At 36.1% G+C, this 22,611-nt stretch carries 21 protein-coding genes; 2 read left to right on the forward strand and 19 right to left on the reverse strand.

Annotated features, from left to right (window positions below; genetic code table 11):
- Positions 1-14: 14 nt before the first annotated feature.
- Positions 15-1,319 (reverse strand): DEAD/DEAH box helicase, encoded by a 1,305-nt coding sequence (locus MKX83_RS16310; RefSeq protein ID WP_095372543.1) that lies wholly within the window; start codon positions 1,317-1,319, stop codon positions 15-17.
- Positions 1,320-1,539: 220 nt separating this feature from the next.
- Between MKX83_RS16310 and vrrA the strand changes: the two genes are divergently transcribed.
- On the forward strand, positions 1,540-2,190 hold the full coding sequence (vrrA, locus tag MKX83_RS16315; RefSeq protein ID WP_307312878.1) for a VrrA/YqfQ family protein: 651 nt from the start codon (positions 1,540-1,542) through the stop codon (positions 2,188-2,190).
- 342 nt (positions 2,191-2,532) lie between these two features.
- Complete coding sequence (locus tag MKX83_RS16320; protein ID WP_341056564.1) at positions 2,533-3,489, forward strand: 4-hydroxy-3-methylbut-2-enyl diphosphate reductase; 957 nt, start codon at positions 2,533-2,535, stop codon at positions 3,487-3,489.
- 44 nt (positions 3,490-3,533) lie between these two features.
- On the opposite strand, the gene MKX83_RS16325 is transcribed toward MKX83_RS16320, so the two are convergent.
- The 18 genes from MKX83_RS16325 to MKX83_RS16410 all read right to left on the reverse strand — a co-directional run bounded on the left by MKX83_RS16325 (position 3,534) and on the right by MKX83_RS16410 (position 22,323).
- The gene (locus tag MKX83_RS16325; RefSeq protein WP_095372541.1) at positions 3,534-4,649 is read right to left on the reverse strand and encodes a Nif3-like dinuclear metal center hexameric protein; all 1,116 of its coding nucleotides are present in this window, start codon (positions 4,647-4,649) and stop codon (positions 3,534-3,536) included.
- Positions 4,646-5,350 carry a tRNA (adenine(22)-N(1))-methyltransferase gene (locus MKX83_RS16330; RefSeq protein WP_307312877.1) on the reverse strand — a complete coding sequence of 235 codons (705 nt, stop codon included), beginning with the start codon at positions 5,348-5,350 and terminating at the stop codon, positions 4,646-4,648. The genes MKX83_RS16325 and MKX83_RS16330 overlap by 4 nt, the downstream gene beginning before the upstream one ends.
- An 81-nt stretch (positions 5,351-5,431) precedes the next feature.
- Positions 5,432-5,785, reverse strand: coding sequence for a cytochrome c550 (cccA, locus tag MKX83_RS16335; RefSeq protein WP_095372539.1), 354 nt, complete (start codon positions 5,783-5,785; stop codon positions 5,432-5,434).
- A 350-nt stretch (positions 5,786-6,135) separates the two neighbouring features.
- A complete protein-coding gene (locus MKX83_RS16340) occupies positions 6,136-7,275 on the reverse strand; it encodes an acyl-CoA dehydrogenase family protein (protein ID WP_095372538.1) in 1,140 nt (379 codons plus the stop codon).
- A gap of 418 nt (positions 7,276-7,693) precedes the next feature.
- The gene (rpoD, locus tag MKX83_RS16345; RefSeq protein WP_095372537.1) at positions 7,694-8,821 is read right to left on the reverse strand and encodes an RNA polymerase sigma factor RpoD; all 1,128 of its coding nucleotides are present in this window, start codon (positions 8,819-8,821) and stop codon (positions 7,694-7,696) included.
- Positions 8,822-8,943: 122 nt separating this feature from the next.
- Positions 8,944-10,764 carry a DNA primase gene (gene dnaG, locus MKX83_RS16350; protein ID WP_307312872.1) on the reverse strand — a complete coding sequence of 607 codons (1,821 nt, stop codon included), beginning with the start codon at positions 10,762-10,764 and terminating at the stop codon, positions 8,944-8,946.
- Between the two features lie 44 nt (positions 10,765-10,808).
- Positions 10,809-11,243: a YaiI/YqxD family protein gene (locus MKX83_RS16355; RefSeq protein WP_095372535.1), complete on the reverse strand. Its 435-nt coding sequence runs from the start codon at positions 11,241-11,243 to the stop codon at positions 10,809-10,811.
- 344 nt (positions 11,244-11,587) lie between these two features.
- The gene (locus MKX83_RS16360; RefSeq protein ID WP_095372534.1) at positions 11,588-12,406 is read right to left on the reverse strand and encodes a pyruvate, water dikinase regulatory protein; all 819 of its coding nucleotides are present in this window, start codon (positions 12,404-12,406) and stop codon (positions 11,588-11,590) included.
- Between the two features lie 33 nt (positions 12,407-12,439).
- Positions 12,440-13,060: a helix-turn-helix transcriptional regulator gene (locus MKX83_RS16365; protein WP_225230375.1), complete on the reverse strand. Its 621-nt coding sequence runs from the start codon at positions 13,058-13,060 to the stop codon at positions 12,440-12,442.
- A 216-nt stretch (positions 13,061-13,276) separates the two neighbouring features.
- Positions 13,277-15,349, reverse strand: coding sequence for a glycine--tRNA ligase subunit beta (gene glyS, locus MKX83_RS16370; RefSeq protein WP_341056566.1), 2,073 nt, complete (start codon positions 15,347-15,349; stop codon positions 13,277-13,279).
- On the reverse strand, positions 15,342-16,232 hold the full coding sequence (gene glyQ / locus MKX83_RS16375; protein WP_095372531.1) for a glycine--tRNA ligase subunit alpha: 891 nt from the start codon (positions 16,230-16,232) through the stop codon (positions 15,342-15,344). The genes glyS and glyQ overlap by 8 nt, the downstream gene beginning before the upstream one ends.
- 372 nt (positions 16,233-16,604) lie before the next feature.
- A complete protein-coding gene (gene recO / locus MKX83_RS16380) occupies positions 16,605-17,360 on the reverse strand; it encodes a DNA repair protein RecO (RefSeq protein ID WP_095372530.1) in 756 nt (251 codons plus the stop codon).
- Between the two features lie 29 nt (positions 17,361-17,389).
- Positions 17,390-17,533: a YqzL family protein gene (locus MKX83_RS16385; protein WP_095372529.1), complete on the reverse strand. Its 144-nt coding sequence runs from the start codon at positions 17,531-17,533 to the stop codon at positions 17,390-17,392.
- A 147-nt stretch (positions 17,534-17,680) separates the two neighbouring features.
- Positions 17,681-18,592, reverse strand: coding sequence for a GTPase Era (gene era / locus MKX83_RS16390; RefSeq protein WP_307312867.1), 912 nt, complete (start codon positions 18,590-18,592; stop codon positions 17,681-17,683).
- Entirely contained in the window at positions 18,585-18,983 is a 399-nt protein-coding gene (locus tag MKX83_RS16395) for a cytidine deaminase (RefSeq protein WP_224935947.1), read from the reverse strand. The genes era and MKX83_RS16395 overlap by 8 nt, the downstream gene beginning before the upstream one ends.
- 331 nt (positions 18,984-19,314) lie before the next feature.
- On the reverse strand, positions 19,315-19,698 hold the full coding sequence (locus MKX83_RS16400; RefSeq protein ID WP_341051610.1) for a diacylglycerol kinase family protein: 384 nt from the start codon (positions 19,696-19,698) through the stop codon (positions 19,315-19,317).
- The gene (gene ybeY, locus MKX83_RS16405; RefSeq protein ID WP_341056571.1) at positions 19,676-20,146 is read right to left on the reverse strand and encodes an rRNA maturation RNase YbeY; all 471 of its coding nucleotides are present in this window, start codon (positions 20,144-20,146) and stop codon (positions 19,676-19,678) included. The genes MKX83_RS16400 and ybeY overlap by 23 nt, the downstream gene beginning before the upstream one ends.
- Positions 20,143-22,323 carry an HD family phosphohydrolase gene (locus MKX83_RS16410; protein ID WP_095372524.1) on the reverse strand — a complete coding sequence of 727 codons (2,181 nt, stop codon included), beginning with the start codon at positions 22,321-22,323 and terminating at the stop codon, positions 20,143-20,145. Before MKX83_RS16410 ends, ybeY begins: the two co-directional genes overlap by 4 nt.
- Between the last annotated feature and the right edge of the window lie 288 nt (positions 22,324-22,611).

The following is a 22,611-nucleotide window of genomic DNA, read 5'->3' on the forward strand; positions in this document are numbered from 1 at the left end:
AATATCCCTCTCTCTTATTTTCTTTTAATCCTTCTTTCTCTCTTCTTTATCTTTTCCATTTCCCATTTGCGCTTTCTTTTGTATCCTGGTTTTACTTTTTTTGGTTTTTGTACAAGTGAACTAGCTTTTTTATCAATCTCATCTGTTTGACGTTGTCTGTTTTTTCTTTTATTACGATCGTCAAGTTTTACCCAATTTCCTTTAACAAAATCAATATGAGTAAAAGTAACGCCCATCTTCTCTAATTTATTTAATGCGTCTTCATCTGTTGGATCATAAATCGTTAAGGCAATACCTGAAGTGCCTGCTCTCGCTGTTCTACCTACACGATGAATATAAAAATCTAAGTCTGTAGGTAATTCGTAGTTAATTACGTGACTAATTCCTTTAATATCAATACCCCTAGCAGCTAAATCAGTTGCTACGATATATTGGAATTCGAGATCAACGATTTGCTTCATCATTTTCTTTCGTTCTCGTGGGTTCAAATCTCCGTGAATTCTTCCGACTTTCAAGCCTTTAGCCATTAAACCATCCGCGACTTCATCTGCCTTTTTCTTCGTATTCGTAAACACGATGGCTAAATACGGGTTAAAAGACTGTAAAGCATCAAACACAAGATTTACTTTGTTGCGGTGTCTTGAAGGTAATAATTGATGTTCAATTTTAGCTGCGGTTGGTTGCTTCGGCTCTACATGAACATATTTTGGGTTTTCCATATATTTTTTCAAAAATGGTTTAAGCTTCTCTGGGATCGTAGCTGAAAACACAAGCATTTGCAATTTCTCTTGCATATGTGAAGCGATTTGGTCAACATCTTCCAAGAAGCCCATATCCAACATTAAGTCCGCCTCATCCACAACTAATAATGAAGCAGTATGGATAAGCAATGCCTGCTCTTTCACTAAATCATTAATTCTTCCCGGTGTACCAACAACTATTTGCGGTTGCGTTTTGAGCTTTTCAATTGTTCTTTGTTTATCTGTACCACCGATAAAGAGCTTAACTGCGATAGCATCTTCACTATGGCTCGTGATTTTTAAAACCTCTTGATAAATTTGGTTGGCTAGCTCTCTAGTTGGTGCAGTGATAATTGCTTGTACACCTTTTTTATTTGTTTGAAGTTTTTCAACCATTGGCAGAATATAAGCGTGTGTTTTACCTGTACCTGTCTGGGATTGACCAATGGCACTTTCCCCTTTTAAGACAGTCGGTATTAATCTTTCCTGTATATCTGTTGGTTCATAAAACCCTAACTTCTTTACTGCTTCTATAATAAAAGGTTTAAACTCATACCTTTCAAATCTTGTTTCATTCATTTTTTTAACTCCTCATTATCGTTATGAAATGATCATAAGTACTTGCACACATGATCACTTAAAATCGCAAACATTTACTCCATCATATTATTATAATAAAATTCCAGGTAAATAACCAGTTATACTTGTTATTCCTTCTTATCCTTTTATTAAAGATAAACCCATTTCTCCTTTTTGCATACAATGAAAGTAAAATCCCCTTTTGAGAGGAGGAGATGTGATGTATCCAGGAATGGGACCAAATCGAGGGCAGAGACCAGGCTTCCCACCACCACACCAAACACCACAAATGATGCAAAACTTATCAGGTAGGCCACCATTTCCACCCGGTATGACTCCATACGGACCAACACAACCAAGAAATAATGGTGGCATGAGAAATAACGGATCTTCAAGAAGTGGAGGTCTATTATCCAAAATTCTTGGTGGTAGAGGTGGTTCCGGTGCGCAGGCAGCCGTTAACACTGCTACTAATGCTGCCACAGAATCTAGAGCCGCTGGTGGAGCAGGCATTCTCCAAACGCTAACAAACCCAACAAATATCAGCGGTTTTTTAACAAATACACAAAAATTCTTAAATACTGCAGGGCAAATCGGTCCAATGGTTCAACAGTACGGTCCAATGGTTAAAAATATCCCTTCAATGTGGAAGCTTTATCGCGGTCTTAAGAATATGAGTTCAACAACGGAAGAAAAAGAAGAAGAAAATGAATCTAGCTCACCATCTCCGATAAAGGATAGTCATCCTACTATGTCAGTAACGAAAACTAAAAAAGAGACATCAGTCACTATGAAGTCTTTAGAAGACCAGCCAACTCAACAACCCCCTAAAAAAGCTGGTGGTCAGTCTGTACCGAAACTGTATGTTTAATCATGTGCTTAGCGCTCGCCATTTTGGCGAGTTTTTATTTTATTTAAATCGCTCATTTCCTTCATTAAGTGAATTAAAAAAATTGTTATAGTCATCTCTTAAGTCCCAATATGCAAAGTGTATCTATCCTATCACCTTCATTGTCTTATTTTCATTCGTCCTTACGGAACAATAGAATTGAGCTTAAATCACCGTGGATTTCTTTTATAAATTCTCCTTTTTGTGTTATTGCTTTATGTCTTATATAATAGATTAGAAGAGATGAGTAATTTCATTCATCCAATGTTTTATTTAAAATTATATAACACAAAATATATGTTTCAGATATAGGGAGGATATTCAATGAACGTCATCAAAATATCACCAAGGGGCTACTGCTATGGTGTAGTAGACGCAATGGTGATTGCTAAAAACGCATCACTCGATAAAACCTTACCGAGGCCAATTTATATCCTTGGCATGATTGTCCATAACAAACACGTGACTGATGCATTTGAAGAAGAAGGCATTATTACTTTAGATGGGAAAAACCGTGACGATATTTTAGACCAAGTCCAAAGCGGTACGGTTATCTTCACAGCACATGGTGTATCACCTAAAATTCGAGAAAGAGCTAAAGAAAAAGGGTTAGTAACTTTAGATGCTACCTGCCCGGATGTGAGTAGCACGCATGATTTAATTCGTCAGAAGATAGACGAAAATTATCAAATTATATATATTGGTAAAAAGGGACATCCTGAACCTGAAGGAGCGGTTGGGGTTGCACCTGAGATCGTTCACTTAGTTGAAACGATTGACGATGTTCAAGCGTTAACACTAACAAATGAAAAAATTCTTGTTACAAATCAAACAACCATGAGCCAGTGGGATGTCGGCGATATCATGGAAGAAATCAAAGAGAAATATCCTCAAGCTGAATTTCATAAAGAAATTTGTCTTGCTACTCAAGTACGTCAAGAAGCGGTTGCAGAGCAAGCAGGGGCTGCAGATGTCCTTATCGTTGTTGGGGATCCGAAAAGTAATAACTCGAACAGGCTTGCTCAAGTTTCCGAAGAAATTGCTGGCACAAAAGCCTACCGTATTGGCGATATTTCCGAGCTTAATTTAGATTGGATTAAGGATGCTCAAACGGTTGCAGTAACGGCCGGTGCCTCTACACCAACACCAATTACAAAAGAAGTGATTTCTTTTATTGAACAGTATGATCCAAAAGAAGAATCAACTTGGCTTACAGAAAAGAAAGTACCATTATCTAAAATTCTTCCAAAAATAAAAAAGCCAAAAGTTGTACAAAAGTAAGCAAAAAGCCATCTCCAAATGGAGATGGCTTTTTCTATCTTCAATTATACAAATGTAAAGGGATCCGTATGTACTTTAGAAGCAATAAACTCCACCTCTAACCCTTTTTCAGCACATTTTTTCTTCATATATTCTGCAACACCTGATTTCATCACTTTTTCGACATTATGACCAGGGTCAATAATATTTAAACCAGCTTGCATCGCATCATGCGCAACATGATAATACATATCTCCCGTAACGTAAACGTCTGCACCTTTCATCTTCGCTTTTGCATAATATTTATTGCCATCTCCACCAAGAACGGCTACTTTTTTCACAACTGATTGTAAATCTCCTACCACACGCACGCTAGGCACATCCAACACCGCCTTCACATGCTCTGCAAACTGTGCTAAGGTCATTTCCTTAATTTCACCTATTCTACCGAGTCCGAGAACTTCTCCTTGATTAGCTAATGGATAAAGATCATAGGCCACCTCTTCATATGGATGAGCCGCAAGCATTGCTTTGATAACTTTCTTCTCTAAATTAGATGGGAATATTACTTCAATTTTATTTTCTTTCACCTTTTCAAGTGTACCCGGTTGGCCAATATGAGGATTTGCTCCCTTACTTGGTAAAAATTGTCCATTCCCTTCACTTGAAAAACTACAATGACTATAATCACCTAATGCACCTGCACCAGCATTACCTAAAGCTTGCTTGACTGCTTCCTCGTTCTCTACAGGTACATAAACAGCAAGTTTCATTAAAGGTATTTCATATGTTGGTACAAGGACTTCTGTATTTTTCATCTGAAGTGCAGTTGCTAATAAATCATTTACACCACCATTAGCAACATCCAAATTCGTATGAGCTGCATAAACGGCTATATCATGCTTAATTAATTTTGTATAGATTCTTCCTGCAGGTGTATCACTGTCTAATTTCTTTAAAGGACGGAAAATCGGTGGATGGTGTGCAATAATTAAGTTAACACCTTGGTCAATCGCTTCATCAACCACTTCCTCTAACACATCAAGTGCAACCATTACTTTGCTTACTTTTTGGTTCAAGCTACCGATTTGTAACCCAATAGGATCTCCTTCCATTGCGTAGGCTTTTGGTGAAAACTGTTCAAATAATTGAATGATTTCATGTCCATTTGCTTTCTTCAAGATAATACCCCTCCAACAATAGCTATTTTCTTCTGTAAAGCAACTATTTTTTCATTATTTTCATTTGATGATTTTGCTGCTTGGATTTGACTAATTATTCTCTCCCAATTCTTTCGTTCATGTTTCCATTTTTTAATAAAAACTGCCGATTTTTCAAGTAATAAATACGGTCCTAACAAAAGACCTTCTTCTAAATCGTCGTATCCTCGATTGATATCGCCTTTCTCAGCGATTAAGATCTCATAAATTTTTTCATCTTCTTCGATTATTTCTTCATTTATTAACGCCCATCCGTTTTCACGCAGCCAAAGTCTGATAGAGATGCTACTAATATTAGGTTGGAGAATTAATCGTTTTACTCCACCTAAGCGATCTGAACCTTCTTCCAAAATGGACGCAATCAATGTTCCGCCCATACCGGCAATTGTTATTACATCTACTTCATCGTCCGTTAAAACAGAAAGTCCATTTCCTTTTCTCACGGAGATTTTGTCTTCTAATTTATCTGCTTTTACTTGTGCTAACGCTGATTGAAACGGTCCTTCCACAACCTCACCAGCAATCGCTTCTTTTGCAATCCCTTGTTTAACAGCATAACAAGGTAGGTAAGCATGATCTGAGCCAATATCGGCTATTTTCGAACCTTTTGGTATATATTGAGCAACTGTTCTTAATCGATTAGATAATTGATTTGTGTTCATTCGTTTTTCCACCACTTCTATGTATTAAGTTCTGATTATAGTATAAAAAAAGTCCCTTGCATATGCAAAGGACTTACTCGTTTATTCCAATGTCATTAACCATTCAGCCATTTCTTGCTCTTTACCAGAGACAAGTCCCCCTGGCATTGCACCTTTACCATTTGTTAATACATCAACGATTTCTTCTTCTGAAAGTCTCTCGCCAACACCCGTTAGTGCGGGTCCTACACCACCTTGATATTGGTCACCATGACAGCCAATACAAGATTGTTGATAAATTTCCTCCGGTGACGCTGCTACCTCTTCTGTTGCTTCCTCGTCCCCTTCACTTGTCAGTTCTTTGTGATCACCTAATCCTTTAAATGAAACAAGGAACATTGCGCCAATCCCAAGGATAGCAATAAGAGCGAACGGTATTAACGGATTACGATTCAATGTTTAAACCTCCCTTATGTAAGAACTTCACAATATAAGTAAGTATATACAAACAATCTCTATTTTACTGTAAAAAACGCTATTGGAAAAGCCCTAAAACGAATTTGTTATCAGCAATTCAAAATTATTTTAATAAACTGGCAAAAAAGTTTACTTCCTATCATTTATTTTTTTACCATTTTACCCCTTTTCATTCCTTAAAAATATTTTATGTAAACATGTATTGTTTAAAAGAAAAACTATCTAAAAAATAGTTTTGGGTAATTTTATACACGTAAAGTCTCTAAAGATTCACCCTCTCTAACCATTCTTAGATAGCATTTTCCTTTAATGCAAAAAATATACTCCTATTAACAACCAATCTGTCTGGCAATCACCATACGTTGTATTTCTGAAGTTCCTTCTCCAATTTCTGTTAACTTACCATCACGCATATATCTTTCTACATGATATTCTTTCATATAGCCATAACCACCATGAATTTGAACGGCCTGATCAGCGATTTCCATACAAATCTCAGATGCATATAACTTACACATTGCCGCTTCTTTGGAAAACGGTTTTCCTTGATCTTTTAACCAAGCTGCTTTATAAACCATATTTCTCGCCAATTCAATTTTCATCGCCATATCAGCTAGTTTGAATTGTATAGCTTGAAAATGAGATAACTTTCTACTAAATTGTTCACGTTCTTTAGCATACTTTAGCGCCTTCTCATATGCTGCTTGGGCAATGCCCACTGCCATGGCACCAATGCCAATTCTTCCTCCGTCAAGAGTGATTAAAAATTGCTTAAATCCATCACCCTTTTTACCGAGCAAGTGCTCAGTCGGTACGCGCACGTCTTCTAATATCAATTCAGTCGTATTAGATGCATTAAGTCCCATCTTCTCATAATTATCCAATACAGTGAACCCGTTGGCATCGGTAGGAACAATAATCGCACTAATTTCTTTATCCGTACCATTCATACTAGTGATAGCTGTTAAGGCTAAATGTTTTGCATAACTCGCATTCGTGATATAGCACTTATTCCCATTGATGATATATTCCCCGTTCTCTTCTACTGCTGTTGTTCTTGTCCCACCAGCATCGGAGCCAGCATTCGGTTCAGTTAAACCAAATGCACCAAGACTCTCACCGGTACAAATAGGTGTTAAATACTTATGTTTTTGTTCTTCGGTACCAAATAATGACAGAGGTGCGCCACCCAAAGATATGTGGGCCGAATACGTTATACCTGTTGAGGCGCATGCTTTACTTAATTCTTCAGTTACGATTGCAAAACTAATTGTATCGGCTCCACCACCGCCATATTCTTCCGAAAAGGGTAAGCCCATCATACCCAGGTCTGATAATTTCTTGAACACTTCCAATGGAAATTCTTTCGTTCGGTCTCTTTCCAATGCACCAGGTTCCACTTCTTCCATTGCAAACTCTTTAATCGTTTTAAAAATCATCTTTTGTTCAGATGTAAGGTCAAAATTCATATAAATCCTCCTTCTTATGACTTTTGAATACGCTTTCAATTCCTATTATATAATCACCTCTCTAATATTCTCAAGATTTAAAAAATTTAAAATTGTACATAGTTATGTTTCAATAATGATTTAAACATTAGAACTAAATAAAACCGCTTTATGACTCTCATGTTTTGTTTCTCAATATAGTAATAATTATCTAAATAATAAATAATTTAAGAATTTTTTACAAAAAGTAATTTGCAATATAATTAACTATTCAGTAAAATAAATTGTAAATATAAGTATGGATATTACCGTACATTTGTTTATTTATTAATATATGGTATCATATACAAATAAAGGAATTATCCACACCACTAGAAGTGAATATTGCACTAAAAAAAGATAGCTTACCCATTTAGAGTAAACTATCCTGAATTGAATTCTATTCTAAAAAGTCTTTCAGTCTTTTACTTCTGCTAGGATGTCTTAATTTTCGAAGGGCTTTCGCTTCAATTTGACGAATCCTTTCTCTCGTGACGCCAAAGACCTTTCCAACCTCTTCTAGCGTCCTTGTTCTCCCATCATCTAGTCCAAAGCGAAGACGAAGTACATTTTCTTCACGGTCTGTTAAAGTGTCGAGTACATCTTCTAACTGCTCTTTTAACAGCTCGTAGGCAGCATGCTCAGATGGAGAAGTAGCGTCTTGGTCTTCTATGAAATCTCCAAGATGAGAATCATCCTCTTCACCAATCGGTGTTTCTAATGAGACTGGCTCTTGAGCAATTTTTAAAATTTCTCGTACTTTATCTGGTGTTAGATCCATGTCTTCAGCAATTTCTTCTGGAGAAGGTTCACGGCCCAAGTCTTGTAGCAATTGGCGCTGAACACGAATTAACTTATTAATTGTTTCAACCATGTGAACCGGAATTCGAATGGTTCTTGCTTGGTCAGCTATTGCTCTTGTAATTGCTTGACGTATCCACCATGTTGCATAAGTACTAAATTTAAAACCTTTACGATAGTCAAATTTCTCTACTGCTTTTATAAGACCCATATTCCCTTCCTGGATCAAATCTAAAAACAGCATGCCACGACCGACATATCGCTTGGCAATACTTACAACGAGACGTAGGTTAGCCTCCGCTAAACGACGCTTCGCTTCTTCGTCGCCTTGCTCAATTTTATTTGCAAGTGAAATCTCTTCTTCTGCTGTTAGTAGGTCGACACGACCAATTTCCTTTAAATACATTCTTACAGGGTCGTTAATTTTTACTCCAGGAGGTACGCTTAAATCATTTAAATCAAATTCCTCTTCATTTTTTGCTAATTCTTGCGCATTGGGATCTGCATCGTCATCATTATCACCAACTAGTTCCACACCTTGATCACCAAGGAATTCATAGAACTCATCCATTTGATGAGAATCCAACTCATAATGAGACAATCTTTCTGCTATATCATCATAGGCGAGAACACCTGTCTTCTTTCCTGTTTCTAAAATCTGCTCTTTTGCTTGTTCTAGGGTCAATTCTGTTTCAACCTCTTTCGAACGGGCCGATTTTTCAGCCATTTGTCCCCCTCCTTCCAAAAAATCACAAACCTCTGGGACAGCATAACACTTAAATGGTTATTATGGTAATCATTTGCTTTTGCTTATGCAGTCTATAATATAATTAACACGATGAGAGATTATCACTTTTCTAATGATTTTCTTAATTGTAGAATCTCCATCGCAATTAATGCCGCTTTGGCATAGTCCTTTTGACGTTCTGCTTCTTTTTCATCATGAATTTTTTCTTTTATTTTAATCATCTTTTGATGATTTAACACATGCTTAATATAATCAGATAATTCCTTTTCAGTAAAATCTTCATTGACAGGCATCATCACAATATCTGCTACAATATGCCGCAACTCTTTGTCTTTTATAAATTGCATAAAGTTACTTGTATCAGGCACATGACCACTTTCATAATATGCAAGAAGATAAGTATAAATCGCTTGGTGCTCATCCACATTAAATTCATTGCCACTTAACATTTCCTGAACCTTCAATGTAATATCGTGATTATTCATCATATGAGCCAACAACATACGCTCAGCATTTTGAAAAGCTGGCCGTAATACATTATTTGACTTTTGTTGTAATAAAAACGGTTCTTGTGGTAATGACTGTGGCTGATTTTTTGTATTTTTTTGCATTGAATAAAATATTTGTTTTTGTTGCTGTTGTAGGGCATCTAATGAAAGCGAAAATTCGCTAGCCATTTGTCTTAAATAATGATCTCTTTCTACTGCTTTCGTTAGACGACTGATTTCTGTTAGTACTTCTTCTATATAACGAAGCCGTTCTCCTTCATCATTCAACCTTTTTCCTAGTCTTAAATATCTCATTTTAAAGGACATATAAGTAAGACTAGCCTCAATAACCTCATTTTTAAACTTTTCTGCGCCATATTCCTTTATATAATCATCAGGGTCAAGCTCTTCCGGAAGCCAAGCAATTCGCACATTACAACCGACTGATTGAAGCATATCTAAGGCACGATTGGCTGCTTGAATTCCTGCTGTATCCCCATCATAGCAGATCGTCACATGGTCAGTACTTTTTCGAATTAATTGTACATGTTCATCTGTAAGCGAAGTACCCATCGTAGCAATTCCATTAATGACGCCAGCCGCATCAGCAGCAATGACATCAGCAAATCCCTCAAAGAGAACAGCTCTTTGCTCTTTTTTAATGTGCTTCTTTGCTCGATTAAAATTAAAGACCGTTTTGCTCTTATTGAAAATGGCCGTTTCAGGACTATTTAAATATTTTGGGTCTTCTTCCCCCAATGATCTTCCTGAAAAAGCAATAATATTCCCTTTTTCATTATGGATAGGAAACATGATACGATGGCGAAATCGATCAAAAAAGTTACCATCTCTCTCTCTTTTGATTAATAAACCTGCTCTTTCCATGAGATCCAAGGGAAATTTTCTTTTCTGCAAAAATTTACAGACAAAGTCCCATGAATTTAGTGAATAGCCAATTTTATACTTCTCAATTGACTCCATTGTAAATCCACGTTTTAAAAGGTATTCTAACGCTTCTTGACCATCCTTTGTGTTTACTAGTAAATGATGGTAGAATTTACATAATAATTCATGCGCATCATACATTTGTTGCAATTCAGGTGACTGTTTCACGTTTTTGTCATGTGAAGAAACGTCAATATCAAGAGGGATATTTGCTTTCTCTGCTAAGTTGACAACAGCTTCTTGAAAAGAAAAACCTTCTAAATCCATTAAGAATGAAAAAGCGTTTCCTCCTGCATGACAACCAAAGCAATGATAAATTTGCTTATCAGGAGATACGGAAAATGATGGTGTATTCTCTCCATGAAAAGGGCAAAGTCCAAAATAATTTCGGCCTTGCTTCGTTAAATTCACATAATCTCCAATAACATCAACAATATCAACTGAATTTCGAATTTGATCAATCTTTTCTTCAGGAATACGTTCTGCCATAACGACAACTCCCCACTACATAAAGAAGTATTCTAGAAAAAAAGCTAAAATCCTTCAATTTTCGACAATATTTTTGTCAGTTCTTTCTTAAATCGCTGTCGGTCTTCTTCCTTGAACGGTTTAGGTCCTTTTCCATAAACACCTTGACGCCGTGCTTTCGCCGATAGGTATCGCATATCTAATGCTGTATGAATATGACCTTCCTCATATACATTACCCCTTGGCGATAAAACATGAACACCATTTAACAGGAGTGTAGAAGCAAGACCTATATCCTGGGTAATTACCACATCTCCTCGTTTGGAGTAATTTTGGATATATAAGTCGACAGCTTCTTTACTGGAATCCACGAATGTCCACTCATCTGAGCGATACTCTGTTTTCATATGTGCATAGGATGCAATGAACTTGTAAGCAACCGAATGAATATTGGCCAATTCGACAATTTCCTGCTTAACCGGACAGGCATCCGCATCCACTAAGATGGTTGGTTCGTCTGATGTTCTTATAATTCTACATCACTCCAGTATTTCCTCCTTATAAAGAAATTTCTTTATAATGGAAGGATTGTCGAATTTTTTTTATATAATTCCCTTGACTTCTCCCAATAAATAGTTTATTCGTTAAAAGTCAAGTCTAAACCTATTTTATCATTTTTTATCACGATTTTTTATTATAATATATAAAATAGATAATTTCCAGACATATGTTTTATATAGAATGTTTCTACTAGCGCTAGCCTATTTATTCAGCAAAATGGCAATGGCATACATTTTAATCTGGAATGTACAAAGAAAAGGCACATAATCAATTACATTATGTGCTAATCCTTTAAAAGATTTTTACGATAATGATCTAGTACAAGATTTGCTGTTTCTTCAACCGCTTTGTTTGTTACATCAATCACTGAACAACCTATCTGATTTACAATGCGATCAAAATATGAAATCTCATCTTTAATTCTTTCTATATTTGCATAACTTGCGCTATCACTAAGTCCTAAAGAAATAAGCCTTTCTCTTCTAATATGATTTAATTTTTCCGGGCTAATCTTCAAACCAAAACACTTCTCTTTTGGTACGAGGAATAACTCTTCAGGAGGGTCGACTTCTGGTACAAGCGGCACGTTCGCCACTTTTAACCTTTTATGAGCTAAATATTGTGATAATGGTGTTTTCGATGTCCGAGAGACCCCTATTAAAACGATATCAGCCTTTAAAATCCCCCTAGGATCTCTACCATCATCATATTTAACGGCAAATTCAATTGCTTCTATCTTCTTGAAGTAATCATCATCTAATTTCCTCACTACACCCGGTTCATACAATGGTTCATTTCCATAATTATTTTGAATTTGATCCATTATCGGCCCGATAATATCGTAGGCGAAGATATTTTCTTTTTTAGCTGTTTCAAGCATATAATTACGTATATGTGGCTTCACTAACGTATATGCTATGAATCCTTTGTCGAGTTTAGCTAAAGCGACCACTTCATCGATATGAGCTTGTTCCTCGACGTATGGAAAACGTTTAATTCTTACATCCCCATTATTGAACTGACTTGCAGCCGCCTTTATGACAAGCTCAGCCGTTTCACCAACAGAATCAGAAACTACATAAATAATTGGCATATTACCCATACTAGCATAATCAACTCCTTATTTGAGCTTTACTTATTCACCCGCTAGTGCAACAAATGCTTTTGTTAAATTAGTTTTTGTTATTCTTCCAATAACCTCAAAGCCTTTATCAGCTTCCTTCACAACGGGCATACCATCAATTTGCTTATCAATGAGTTGTTGCGCTACATCAATAAGTAAGTCTTCTTTCTTACACATTGTGATATTTGGCATCCTCGTCATAATGATATTTACTGGTAGTGCGCCGAGCTCTTGCTTTCCGATACTGGCTCTTAACAAATCTTTTCTAGATAATACACCTACAAGTAAAGAGTCCTTGTCAACTACAAATAATGTGCCAACATCCTCTAAAAACATTGTGACAATGGCATCATAAACTGAAGTATTTTCACTAATAACAACTGGAATTGATTGATAATCCTTCACAAATAACTTTTTCATATTCTCAGTTAAAAGTTGAGCACCCGTTTTTCCTGTATAGAAATATCCTACTCTTGGTCTTGCGTCTAAATAGCCAGCCATTGTTAAAATAGCTAAATCCGGACGAAGCGTAGCTCTTGTTAAATGTAATTGATCAGCGATATGTTCCCCTGTAATTGGACCATTATCTTTCACTATTTCTAATATTTTTTCCTGCCGTTTATTGAGTTCCATTGATCTCACCACCTTGAGTTGGAGCGTCTTCTAAGTAAACCTATGCATATGTAGACGTTTCCCCAAATAAGCAAATTATGAACGAGCAATAAGGTTATACTTTTATATAATTATTATATACTATTTCTCAGAAATGAAAAGAATTTGCTTGTTGAAGTAAATGAGAAAGGGTGGAAAGAACCATATGGCAGCATTTAACGGTTCTTTCCATTTAAATCATTTCACAAGTATATGATTCATTTGTGCAAACGATTGTATCATCGTTGCTAAATGGGCCATAAAGCTTAAACGATTCGCTTTCACTTTTGGATCTTCAGCCATTACCATTGTATGTTCAAAATACATATCAATTTCTGGTTTTAATGATATAAGATAGTTAAAATAAACCTCTGCATTCGTTGTTTCATCAAGGTTATTTCTTACTTCAATGTATTTATTATATAGCTTAAGCTCATCTTCATTCTCAAATAGCTCTATTTGAACATCTTCCATACTTTCTGCTTTTTGAGCGATATTCAAGACCCTACTTAATGCTTCTATTTCACCCTTGAAACTGTCATTATCCTTGTTTGAATGAAGAACTTTCGCCCTTTCAATAATCGCTGGGACCGATGTTAATGCACTGCCTAACACAGCATCAATTAAATCATAGCGAATGGCTTTTTCTTGTAATATATACTTTATTCTTAAGCGGAAAAAGGCTATTAACTCTTCTTTTATTTTCTCATTCTCTTGCTTATTAATGCCAGCATTTTCTGTAAGGTGGATAGCTTGATTAATTAACTCCTCAAACGAAATCTCCCAATTCATATTCAACAATGTTTGAACGATTCCAGTCGCTTGTCTTCTTAGCGCATACGGGTCTTGTGAACCACTTGGAATAATCCCGATTGCAAAACAAGAAACAATCGTATCTAATTTTTCTGCAATAGATAAAATCGCTCCAGGGACAGATTTTGCAGTAGAATCATGTGCGTTTCTTGGCATATAATGTTCATTAATAGCCTGAGCTACTACAGCATCTTCTCCTTTTTGCAAGGCATATTTCTCACCCATGAACCCTTGAAGTTCTGGAAATTCATAAACCATTTGTGTCACAAGGTCAAACTTACAAATTTCTGCAGCCCTGTCTGCTACTTTTTTATCCTCTGATGAAAGTGATAATAATTGAGCGATATGATTCGTTAATGCTCGTACACGTCCTACTTTCTCAGACATCGTTCCAAGTTCTTCATGATAAACGATTTTTTCTAATTTTTTCAAAGAAGTTTCAATGGATGTTTTTTGGTCTTCATTATAGAAAAATGCTGCATCTGATAATCTTGCTCGTAGCACTTTTTCATTTCCTCGAGCGACATTATCCAAATGTTCGTGGCCACCATTTCTCACTGTTATAAATTGAGGCAATAAGTCTCCACTTTTCGATTTAACAGGAAAATAACGCTGATGTTCTTTCATCGAAGTCACAAGCACTTCCTCTGGTAATGATAAATACTCCTCTTCAAAACTGCCGAATAAAGCAGTAGGATACTCTACTAAGTTATTTACTTCTTCAAGTAAGTCTTCATCAATTGGGACGAGCCAATTTTGTTCTTCTTCTAATTTATCGATTTGCTTACGAATAGCTTCTTTTCTTTCCACAGCATCTACAATCACATATTCTGCAAGCAGAGCTTTTTCGTATGATTTAGGATTCGTAATAATAACATCTTTTCCTAAAAAACGATGTCCTCTAGATGTATTACCTGTTTGTACATCTGTTATTTCAAAAGGAACCACCTTTTCACCGAACATTGCCACTAACCATTTAATTGGTCTAATGAAGCGCATTTCTTTGTCTGCCCATTTCATATTCTTTGGGAAATGCATAGAAAGAATGAGCTCTTTTAATTCAGGAAGTAATTTCAGCGTTTCTTGTCCTTTAGTAAAGGTTTTAACATGTGCATATTCTACACCTTTAATTTCTTTAAAGAAAATATCATCAGGCGTCGCTCCTTGACCTCTACTAAAGCCAATCGCTGCTTTTGTCCACTCACCTTGGTCATTCAGTGCAATTTTTTTTGCCGGGCCTTTTGCTTCTTCATGGACATCTTCCTGTGCTTCCTCAACATCTTCTACAAGTACAGCTAATCTTCTAGGCGTAGAGTATGCTTTCATCCCTGAAAATTGAATACCTTTTTCTACTAACCAAGCCTTTACTTTATCCGATAATTGGTTCATGCTATCTGTTACAAAACGGGCTGGCATTTCTTCTAAGCCAATTTCTAATAGGAGATCTTGTTTACTCATGGTCTTCCCCCTCCTTTTCTTGTATCATCGGAAATCCTAATTTCTCACGTTCTTCATAAAAGGTTTTAGCAATTTTTCGAGCAAGTGTACGACATCGACCAATATAGCCCGTTCTCTCAGTGACAGAAATCGCTCCTCTTGCATCTAATAAGTTGAATGTGTGCGAACACTTAAGAACATAATCATATGCAGGATGAACGAGTCCCACCTCCATTTGGCGATGAGCTTCTTTTTCATAAATATTAAAGAGATTAAATAACATATCTACATCTGAAGTTTCGAATGTATACTTTGAATGCTCATATTCGGGTTGCCCAAAAATATCTCTGACAGTAAAACCTTCTGTCCATTCTAATTCAAATACATTTTCCTTATCTTGAATATAAGAGGCAAGCCTTTCAATACCATATGTAATCTCAACAGAAACAGGCTTACACTCTAATCCTCCGACTTGTTGGAAGTAAGTAAATTGCGTAATTTCCATACCATCAAGCCATACTTCCCAACCGAGTCCAGCACAGCCTAAAGACGGGTTTTCCCAATTATCTTCAACAAAGCGGATATCATGCTTTAACGGATCAATACCTAATGCTTCTAAAGAAGCTAAATAAAGCTCTTGGATATTATCTGGTGAAGGCTTCATTATTACTTGGAATTGATGATGCTGATAGAGACGGTTTGGATTTTCACCATATCTGCCGTCTGCTGGTCTTCTAGAAGGCTCTACATAAGCAACGTTCCACGGTTCAGGTCCAATCGCTCTTAAAAATGTATACGGGCTCATTGTACCCGCACCTTTTTCAGTATCATAAGCTTGCATCAAGATACATCCTTGATCTGACCAATGCTTTTGCAACGTTAAAATCATATTTTGAATATTCATAAGCCACCTCTTTCTTTCCTTTTCAGTCACCAAAGACCGGTATCTACATTAGATAAACACTTGCTTTTCGACAAGTATTTTTTCTTTTAAAAGCATAAAAAACTCTCGTCTCTATGCCTTTAATTAAGACATAGGGACGAGAGTTAACCCGCGGTTCCACCCTATTTGCTACTTACTTTTACGTAGCCTCTTTTACTTCACCTGTTGCTCCAGAGCGCCCTTCGTTCACTTTCTATTCCCTAGCTCACACTCTCCTAGAGTCGCTTGTATAGAGGGAGTGAAGTACTTTTCTCCTTCATTGCTAAACATAGCTATAATTTAATGAAATAATAGCTGAATTTCTTTCGAAAGTCAATAGCTTACTTTTACTTATTATTGCATGAAACCCTTCATATTGTTCATTTGATTTAAAAACCTTTTTGTTTTTAATTGCAAGCCTGCATACTCATCATAGTATGTTTCTATTACCTTTTTCAATTCAAGTTTGGTTTGTTCTTTTACAGATATATTCCCAAGCCTTGACAAGTCCATGTAATAAAAAATGCGAAGTAATCTAACGGTAGCAGGAGAAAGCTTTAAATGATAGGGATCTTTATCCAAACAATGATGACAAATGAAGCCATTTTGGCTAATAGAAAAAGCAAATGTTCCTTCCGTTCGTTGACAGACGGCACAATGATTAAGCTCAGGATATAAGCCAAATAAGCCGAGCATTTTCATTTCGAAAATATGTGTTAGAATCTCAGCATCATATCCTTCATCAATTGCTTGTATGCATCTAAATACAAGTTCGAAAAGATAAGGATTAGGCTTCTTCTCTTCCGTTCCTTTATCCAGTAAGTCTACTATGTAACTTACATAAGCTGTAAGGAAAATATCTTCTTTTATGCTCCGCATCGAAAGTGAAATTTCACCTTGTTGAAGGGTCCCAAGCCCTCTGCTTCTTTGTATTAAGTAAGTGCCATAAGTAAAAGGCTGGGTGACAGCAGCAAGCCGACTATTTGGCTTTTTTGCGCCGCGTGCCATCACACCAACCTTTCCCCACTCTCTTGTAAAGAGTGTGACAATTTTATTTGTTTCGCCATAATTGACTGTTCTAATGACAATGCCTTCACATTTTTCAAGCATCGATGTCACCATCCTTATACGATGACAACCTATGAAATCGGAAAATCAAATTCTGCTAGTTCTTCATCTTGTTCTACGGGTATATCATGGTAATCTTTTTCAATTTCTTTAAAAAGAAGATATGTGTCAATATTACCTGTTTGGGAAAACACTTTCCAGGTAAAATCTTTCATAGATAACCCCACCTTTATTGTGTTTTTACTAGCAATTAAATCTATACTCTTATCATAGCCTGTCTTCTGAAAATCATAAGACGAAAAAATTGTTAATTAAATGGATGCATAATTCTTTGATTTCACCAATAACCTATGTTGACAGGTTTAATATTCATCTTCCCTAAATCCAAAGTCTCTTAACTGGGTCATTTTGTTACGCCAATCTTTTTGAACTTTCACCCATAATTCGAGGAAAACCTTACTTCCCATGAGATTTTCTATATCTACTCTTGCTCGTTGTCCGACCTCTTTGAGCATTTTCCCTTGTTTACCAATAACAATACCCTTTTGAGAATCTCTTTCTACAATAATCGTAGCCATGACATGAATGATATCCTTCTTTTCTTGCCGCTCAATCTTATCAATTACAACCGCTAATGAGTGAGGAATCTCTTCTCGGGTTAAATGTAAAGCCTTTTCTCGTATCAATTCGGAAATAATAAACCTCTCCGGATGATCTGTTACTTGATCAGCAGGATAGTATTGCGGCCCCTCTGGTAAATATTCCTTAAGCTGCTCTAAAAGGCGATCAACATTATTTCCTTCTAAAGCGGATATCGGCACAATTTCACAGAAGTTATATTTCTCTTTATAAGATTCAATGACAGACAATAGTGCATCTGGGTGAATTTTGTCAATTTTATTGATGACAAGAAAAACAGGTGTTTTGACTGATTGGAACTTTTCTATAATGAATTCTTCCCCTCTGCCAAACCCTTCTTCAGCATTCACCATAAATATAATGGCATCGACTTCTTTTAGCGTATTTTGTGCAACTTTCATCATAAAATCGCCTAATTTATGCTTAGGCTTATGAATTCCTGGTGTATCGATAAAAATATACTGTGCATCATTTGTTGTGAGCACACCTTGTACTTTGTTTCTTGTTGTTTGTGGTTTATCACTCATAATCGCAATTTTTTGTCCAATGACACGGTTAAGTAGTGTAGACTTTCCTACATTTGGTCTGCCGATAATGGAAATAAACCCTGATTGATGTCCTTGTTGATTATTCATGTAAATCCTCCGATGAAAAAGCTCCTGGTAATAGTTGCTCTACTGTTAATTGTTGTGTATCTCCGTTTAAGTTTGTTAGAACCACCGGCATCTCTTTTGAACATAATTCAGAGATTACCTGCCTGCACGCGCCACATGGTGATACAGGTCTGTCTGTATCTGCAACAACTGCTAACATTTTAAATTCTGTTACGCCATCAGAATATGCTTTAAAAAGCGCCGTTCTTTCGGCACAATTACACATACTATATGCGGCATTCTCTATATTACATCCGTGGAAAACTGTACCATCTACTGCCAAAAGTGCAGCACCAACTTTAAATTTTGAATACGGTACATATGCCCGGTCCCTTGCTATTTTCGCTTCTTCGATTAGTTTATCAATGTTCAATTGTTTCTTCCTTTCTGAAATGGCCGATTGCCTTCTTTTATTTTACACTATTTTTTTTGTAAAATCATGGGTTGTTGTCATTTTGTAATAAAATAATTGAATTTTCAGTAAATAAGCCCATTTAATAAATTTCTTATGCTCTGTCATTTTAGCTTAATCATGCTTACTATACAAACGGTTTTATCTTCATTTCACTGAAATCAAGAAAATGAAAATCTATTTTTCATGAATCAAACTAATTTTTATACTATCTTGTACTTATTTAAAACAAATAAAGCAAATGGTTTTAAAAAGCAAAAAAAAGCATATAACCGCAATTGCGGCTATACACTTAAAGGATCTTTGGTAAAAAAATAGAAAGGCCAATGATCACGGTTAAAACGGCATAAATAAGAACTGCTCCAGCTGCAATATCTTTTGCTTGCTTCGCCAAAGGATGCTGCTCTGTTGTCACAAGATCAACGACACGCTCTATAGCTGTATTCATTAACTCAAGTGCAATCATCCCAGCTATTGCAAAACCTATCAACAGCCATTCTGTTTTAGTCAATTCAAAAATAATACCGAAAAAAATGACTAGTACTGTCATCACAAAGTGGATTTTCAAGTTTCGTTCCGCTTTTAAAGCGGTAATGACCCCGATAAATGCAAAATAAAATGACGAGACTAATGATTGTTTTTTACGTGAATTTTTATCTCTGTAATCCGAATTCATCTAAAATTTCCTTTTGCCGAGTAAACATTATTTTCTCCTCCTCGGTTGTTTCATGGTCATATCCAAGTAAATGTAGGAAACCATGTATAGATAAAAATCCTAATTCTCTCATAAAACTATGTCCATACTCTTCTGCTTGTTCCACTGCTTTAGGAATAGAGATGATAATATCGCCTAACATGCGAGGCAACCCTTCTCCGATAAGAGGGATTTCCCCTTCCCCCATTTCTTCCATTGCAAATGAAATCACATCTGTAGCCTTGTCTTTATTTCTATATTCACGATTGATTTCTTGTATGCGCTCATTTTCAACAAACGTAATAGAAATCTCCGTATCTTCTTCAACCACTTCTTTTACAGCTGCAAATTGTAGAAGGTTTTCAATCTCTCTTGTTTGCGTCTCTGTAAGTCCTTCTGTTTCATCAATAAAGTCAATGTGTAATGTCATGCTTGTGTCACCTTCTGATTCGTCATTTCTGGATATTCAATTCGTGAATGGAAAATACCATTCAATGTTTCATTAAATGATTTTGCTACAACCTCTAACTCTTTTAATGTTAAATCACATTCGTTTAACTGCCCATCTTGCAGTCGGTCAGCAATGATTTTACGAATAAGACCATCAATTTGTTCTGGAGTAGGATGAGACATCGAGCGCACAGCTGCCTCAACGCTATCAGCTATACCGATCACAGCCGATTCCTTTGTTTGTGCCTTTGGACCAGGATAGCGAAAATCCTCCTCTTTCACTTCAACTCCACTTTCTTTTGCTTTGTAGTAAAAGAATTTAAGTAAAGTCGTGCCATGATGTTGTTCAGCAATGTCAATAATTTCTTTTGGCATTTTATGCTTTCTTAACAAATCAGCACCATCTTGCGCATGTGCAATAATAATATTTTTACTCGTCAATGGTGGCAGCTTATCATGTGGGTTGTCTATGTTTATTTGGTTTTCGATAAAGAATTGTGGCCTTTTTGTCTTCCCTATGTCGTGATAATAGCAACCAACTCTCGCTAGAAGTCCATTGGCACCAATAGCTTCACAGGCAGAGTCTGACAGATTAGCAACCATTACACTATGGTGATATGTTCCAGGCGCCTCTGTTAAAATCTTTCTTAAGAGCGGATGATTAGGGCTCGATAGCTCTATTAGCTTCATTGCAGAAAGAATACCGAAGCCTGCCTCAAAAAATGGCAAGAACCCGATTGTTAAAACAGCTGCGGAAATGGCTGATATAAATCCAGAAACCATATAAAAACTGTACTCTACAAGATCCACTTGACCATTTCTTAGCAATAGCAGTGCTAAAATCACTAGAATATTTACAACGGAAACAAGTAAGCCAGCTTGTAAAATTTTTGATCGTTGGTTTTGTTTACTTAAAAATAATACGCCCGCTATTCCACTGCAAGTTATATAAATGGCAGCAGTCACATGAAAACTTCCAGTAATAGACCCATTAAAGATAAGGGAGCCACAAATAGCAATAATTACTGAATAATAAAGGGCAAGTTTTTCACTAATAAGTATTTTAATCAACATCGAACCCATTGCAGCAGGAAATATATAGAGTATATCAGAATACTCAAATGCCTGTATATAGCTAATCCCCTTCATTAGTAGTAAGGAAATGATGAAAACAATACTATAGACTAATAAGAAATTTTGCTTTACTTCTTGTGGCTTATCAAGCTCATAAAAATAATAATATGTGGCTGCTAGAATGATGAGAACAACTAGCGCTAGTCCAATAAATGGTTGGATAGAATTCTCATTATCTAACATGCCTACTAGTTCAAGTTGACGATAGACTTCCCTACTTATGAGTTGATTTTGCTCAACAAGTATTTGCCCTTGTAATATTTTGACTGGTTCAACAGATTCAACAGCTGTTTGTCGTTTCTCTTGCGTTTCCTCCGGAGCGTAAAATTCATTCTGGTAAATAGCATACCTACCAAGCTCCACCATCGCAGTTTTTAAAGTATTGTTGAGTGATGTTAAGCTAATTTGATCTTGCACACGTTTTTTAGCATTCTCTACCCCATCAGCAGGGATCCTTTGTTGCATAACGTGATTAATCTCTGTAATTGTAACATCTTTTGCAATTGATAATTGATTAGGGCTGGCTTCTAATAACGTTCTCAATACGCTATCTGAGATTTCCTTCGTTACTTCTTCTGTTAATTGTGATTTTGTGCGCTCAAGTTTCTCATCAAGACTAACAAGCTTTGGTTTTTCATCCTTTTCACTTTCTTTCGCCTTTTCTGAAGCTTGCTCGTTTTCCTCCGCTGCTTCTTCATTTACTGCAGAAACGGTATCAAAAATTGATGTTATGAGATCCACTCGGTTTTGTGCAATTTCTTTTTTTACAACATAAACGTCCTCAACCTGGTTTTCAGCTTCTTTCTTTTTCTTTTCGGTACTTTCTTTGTCTTCAATCGTAACCGGCGAACGAATCGTTTGCTCTGCTACAGAAAAAAGACTTAATTCCAATTTCTCTGGCCGTACATTTGAAAACATTGTTGCGTACATAATGATTCCAAGTAGAACAAAGAGCAAAACCCTCACAAATGTCATTTTTAATAAATTTCTAATTTTATGTATGTAGTGATGGAGTTTATCCATTAACGAGACCTCCAATCCTAAGTATCTCTGAGAAATTCTTTTCTTCCTTAATTATGTAAAATCATAACAGTTTTTTTTCAAAATTACACTAATATTTTTAATTGATGACAATATGTAATCATCCTTATCTTACCCTATTCTTCCATATACTCCAAATAACAATCACTCCTAGCTCGAGAGATTGTCAGCAGAAATCAAGAAAGAGCGAGTATTATTCCTTTACATATTCACATACCCCACTTTTGGCTTAAGCATTTCACCTTACAAGTTCTTCCCATTTATGATTAT

Origin of the sequence: Cytobacillus sp. FSL M8-0252, from assembly GCF_038007345.1 — a bacterium.
GTDB classification, from domain to species: Bacteria; Bacillota; Bacilli; order Bacillales; family Cytobacillaceae; genus Cytobacillus; species Cytobacillus kochii.

What these genes read in the sequence shown, in the direction of transcription:
- MKX83_RS16310 (WP_095372543.1), bottom strand. Translation starts at nt 1,319, where the DNA reads ATGAATGAAACAAGATTTGAAAGGTATGAGTTTAAACCTTTTATTATA.
- MKX83_RS16360 (WP_095372534.1), bottom strand. Translation starts at nt 12,406, where the DNA reads ATGGGTAATATGCCAATTATTTATGTAGTTTCTGATTCTGTTGGTGAA.
- MKX83_RS16400 (WP_341051610.1), bottom strand. Translation starts at nt 19,698, where the DNA reads ATGAATTCGGATTACAGAGATAAAAATTCACGTAAAAAACAATCATTA.
- rpoD (WP_095372537.1), bottom strand. Translation starts at nt 8,821, where the DNA reads ATGGCTGAAAAATCGGCCCGTTCGAAAGAGGTTGAAACAGAATTGACC.
- MKX83_RS16410 (WP_095372524.1), bottom strand. Translation starts at nt 22,323, where the DNA reads ATGGATAAACTCCATCACTACATACATAAAATTAGAAATTTATTAAAA.
- ybeY (WP_341056571.1), bottom strand. Translation starts at nt 20,146, where the DNA reads ATGACATTACACATTGACTTTATTGATGAAACAGAAGGACTTACAGAG.
- MKX83_RS16320 (WP_341056564.1), top strand. Translation starts at nt 2,533, where the DNA reads ATGAACGTCATCAAAATATCACCAAGGGGCTACTGCTATGGTGTAGTA.
- era (WP_307312867.1), bottom strand. Translation starts at nt 18,592, where the DNA reads ATGAATAATCAACAAGGACATCAATCAGGGTTTATTTCCATTATCGGC.
- glyQ (WP_095372531.1), bottom strand. Translation starts at nt 16,232, where the DNA reads ATGAATATTCAAAATATGATTTTAACGTTGCAAAAGCATTGGTCAGAT.
- dnaG (WP_307312872.1), bottom strand. Translation starts at nt 10,764, where the DNA reads ATGGCAGAACGTATTCCTGAAGAAAAGATTGATCAAATTCGAAATTCA.
- glyS (WP_341056566.1), bottom strand. Translation starts at nt 15,349, where the DNA reads ATGAGTAAACAAGATCTCCTATTAGAAATTGGCTTAGAAGAAATGCCA.
- MKX83_RS16385 (WP_095372529.1), bottom strand. Translation starts at nt 17,533, where the DNA reads ATGAAAGATTTTACCTGGAAAGTGTTTTCCCAAACAGGTAATATTGAC.
- vrrA (WP_307312878.1), top strand. Translation starts at nt 1,540, where the DNA reads ATGTATCCAGGAATGGGACCAAATCGAGGGCAGAGACCAGGCTTCCCA.
- recO (WP_095372530.1), bottom strand. Translation starts at nt 17,360, where the DNA reads ATGCTTGAAAAATGTGAAGGCATTGTCATTAGAACAGTCAATTATGGC.
- MKX83_RS16365 (WP_225230375.1), bottom strand. Translation starts at nt 13,060, where the DNA reads ATGGAACTCAATAAACGGCAGGAAAAAATATTAGAAATAGTGAAAGAT.
- MKX83_RS16330 (WP_307312877.1), bottom strand. Translation starts at nt 5,350, where the DNA reads ATGAACACAAATCAATTATCTAATCGATTAAGAACAGTTGCTCAATAT.
- MKX83_RS16340 (WP_095372538.1), bottom strand. Translation starts at nt 7,275, where the DNA reads ATGAATTTTGACCTTACATCTGAACAAAAGATGATTTTTAAAACGATT.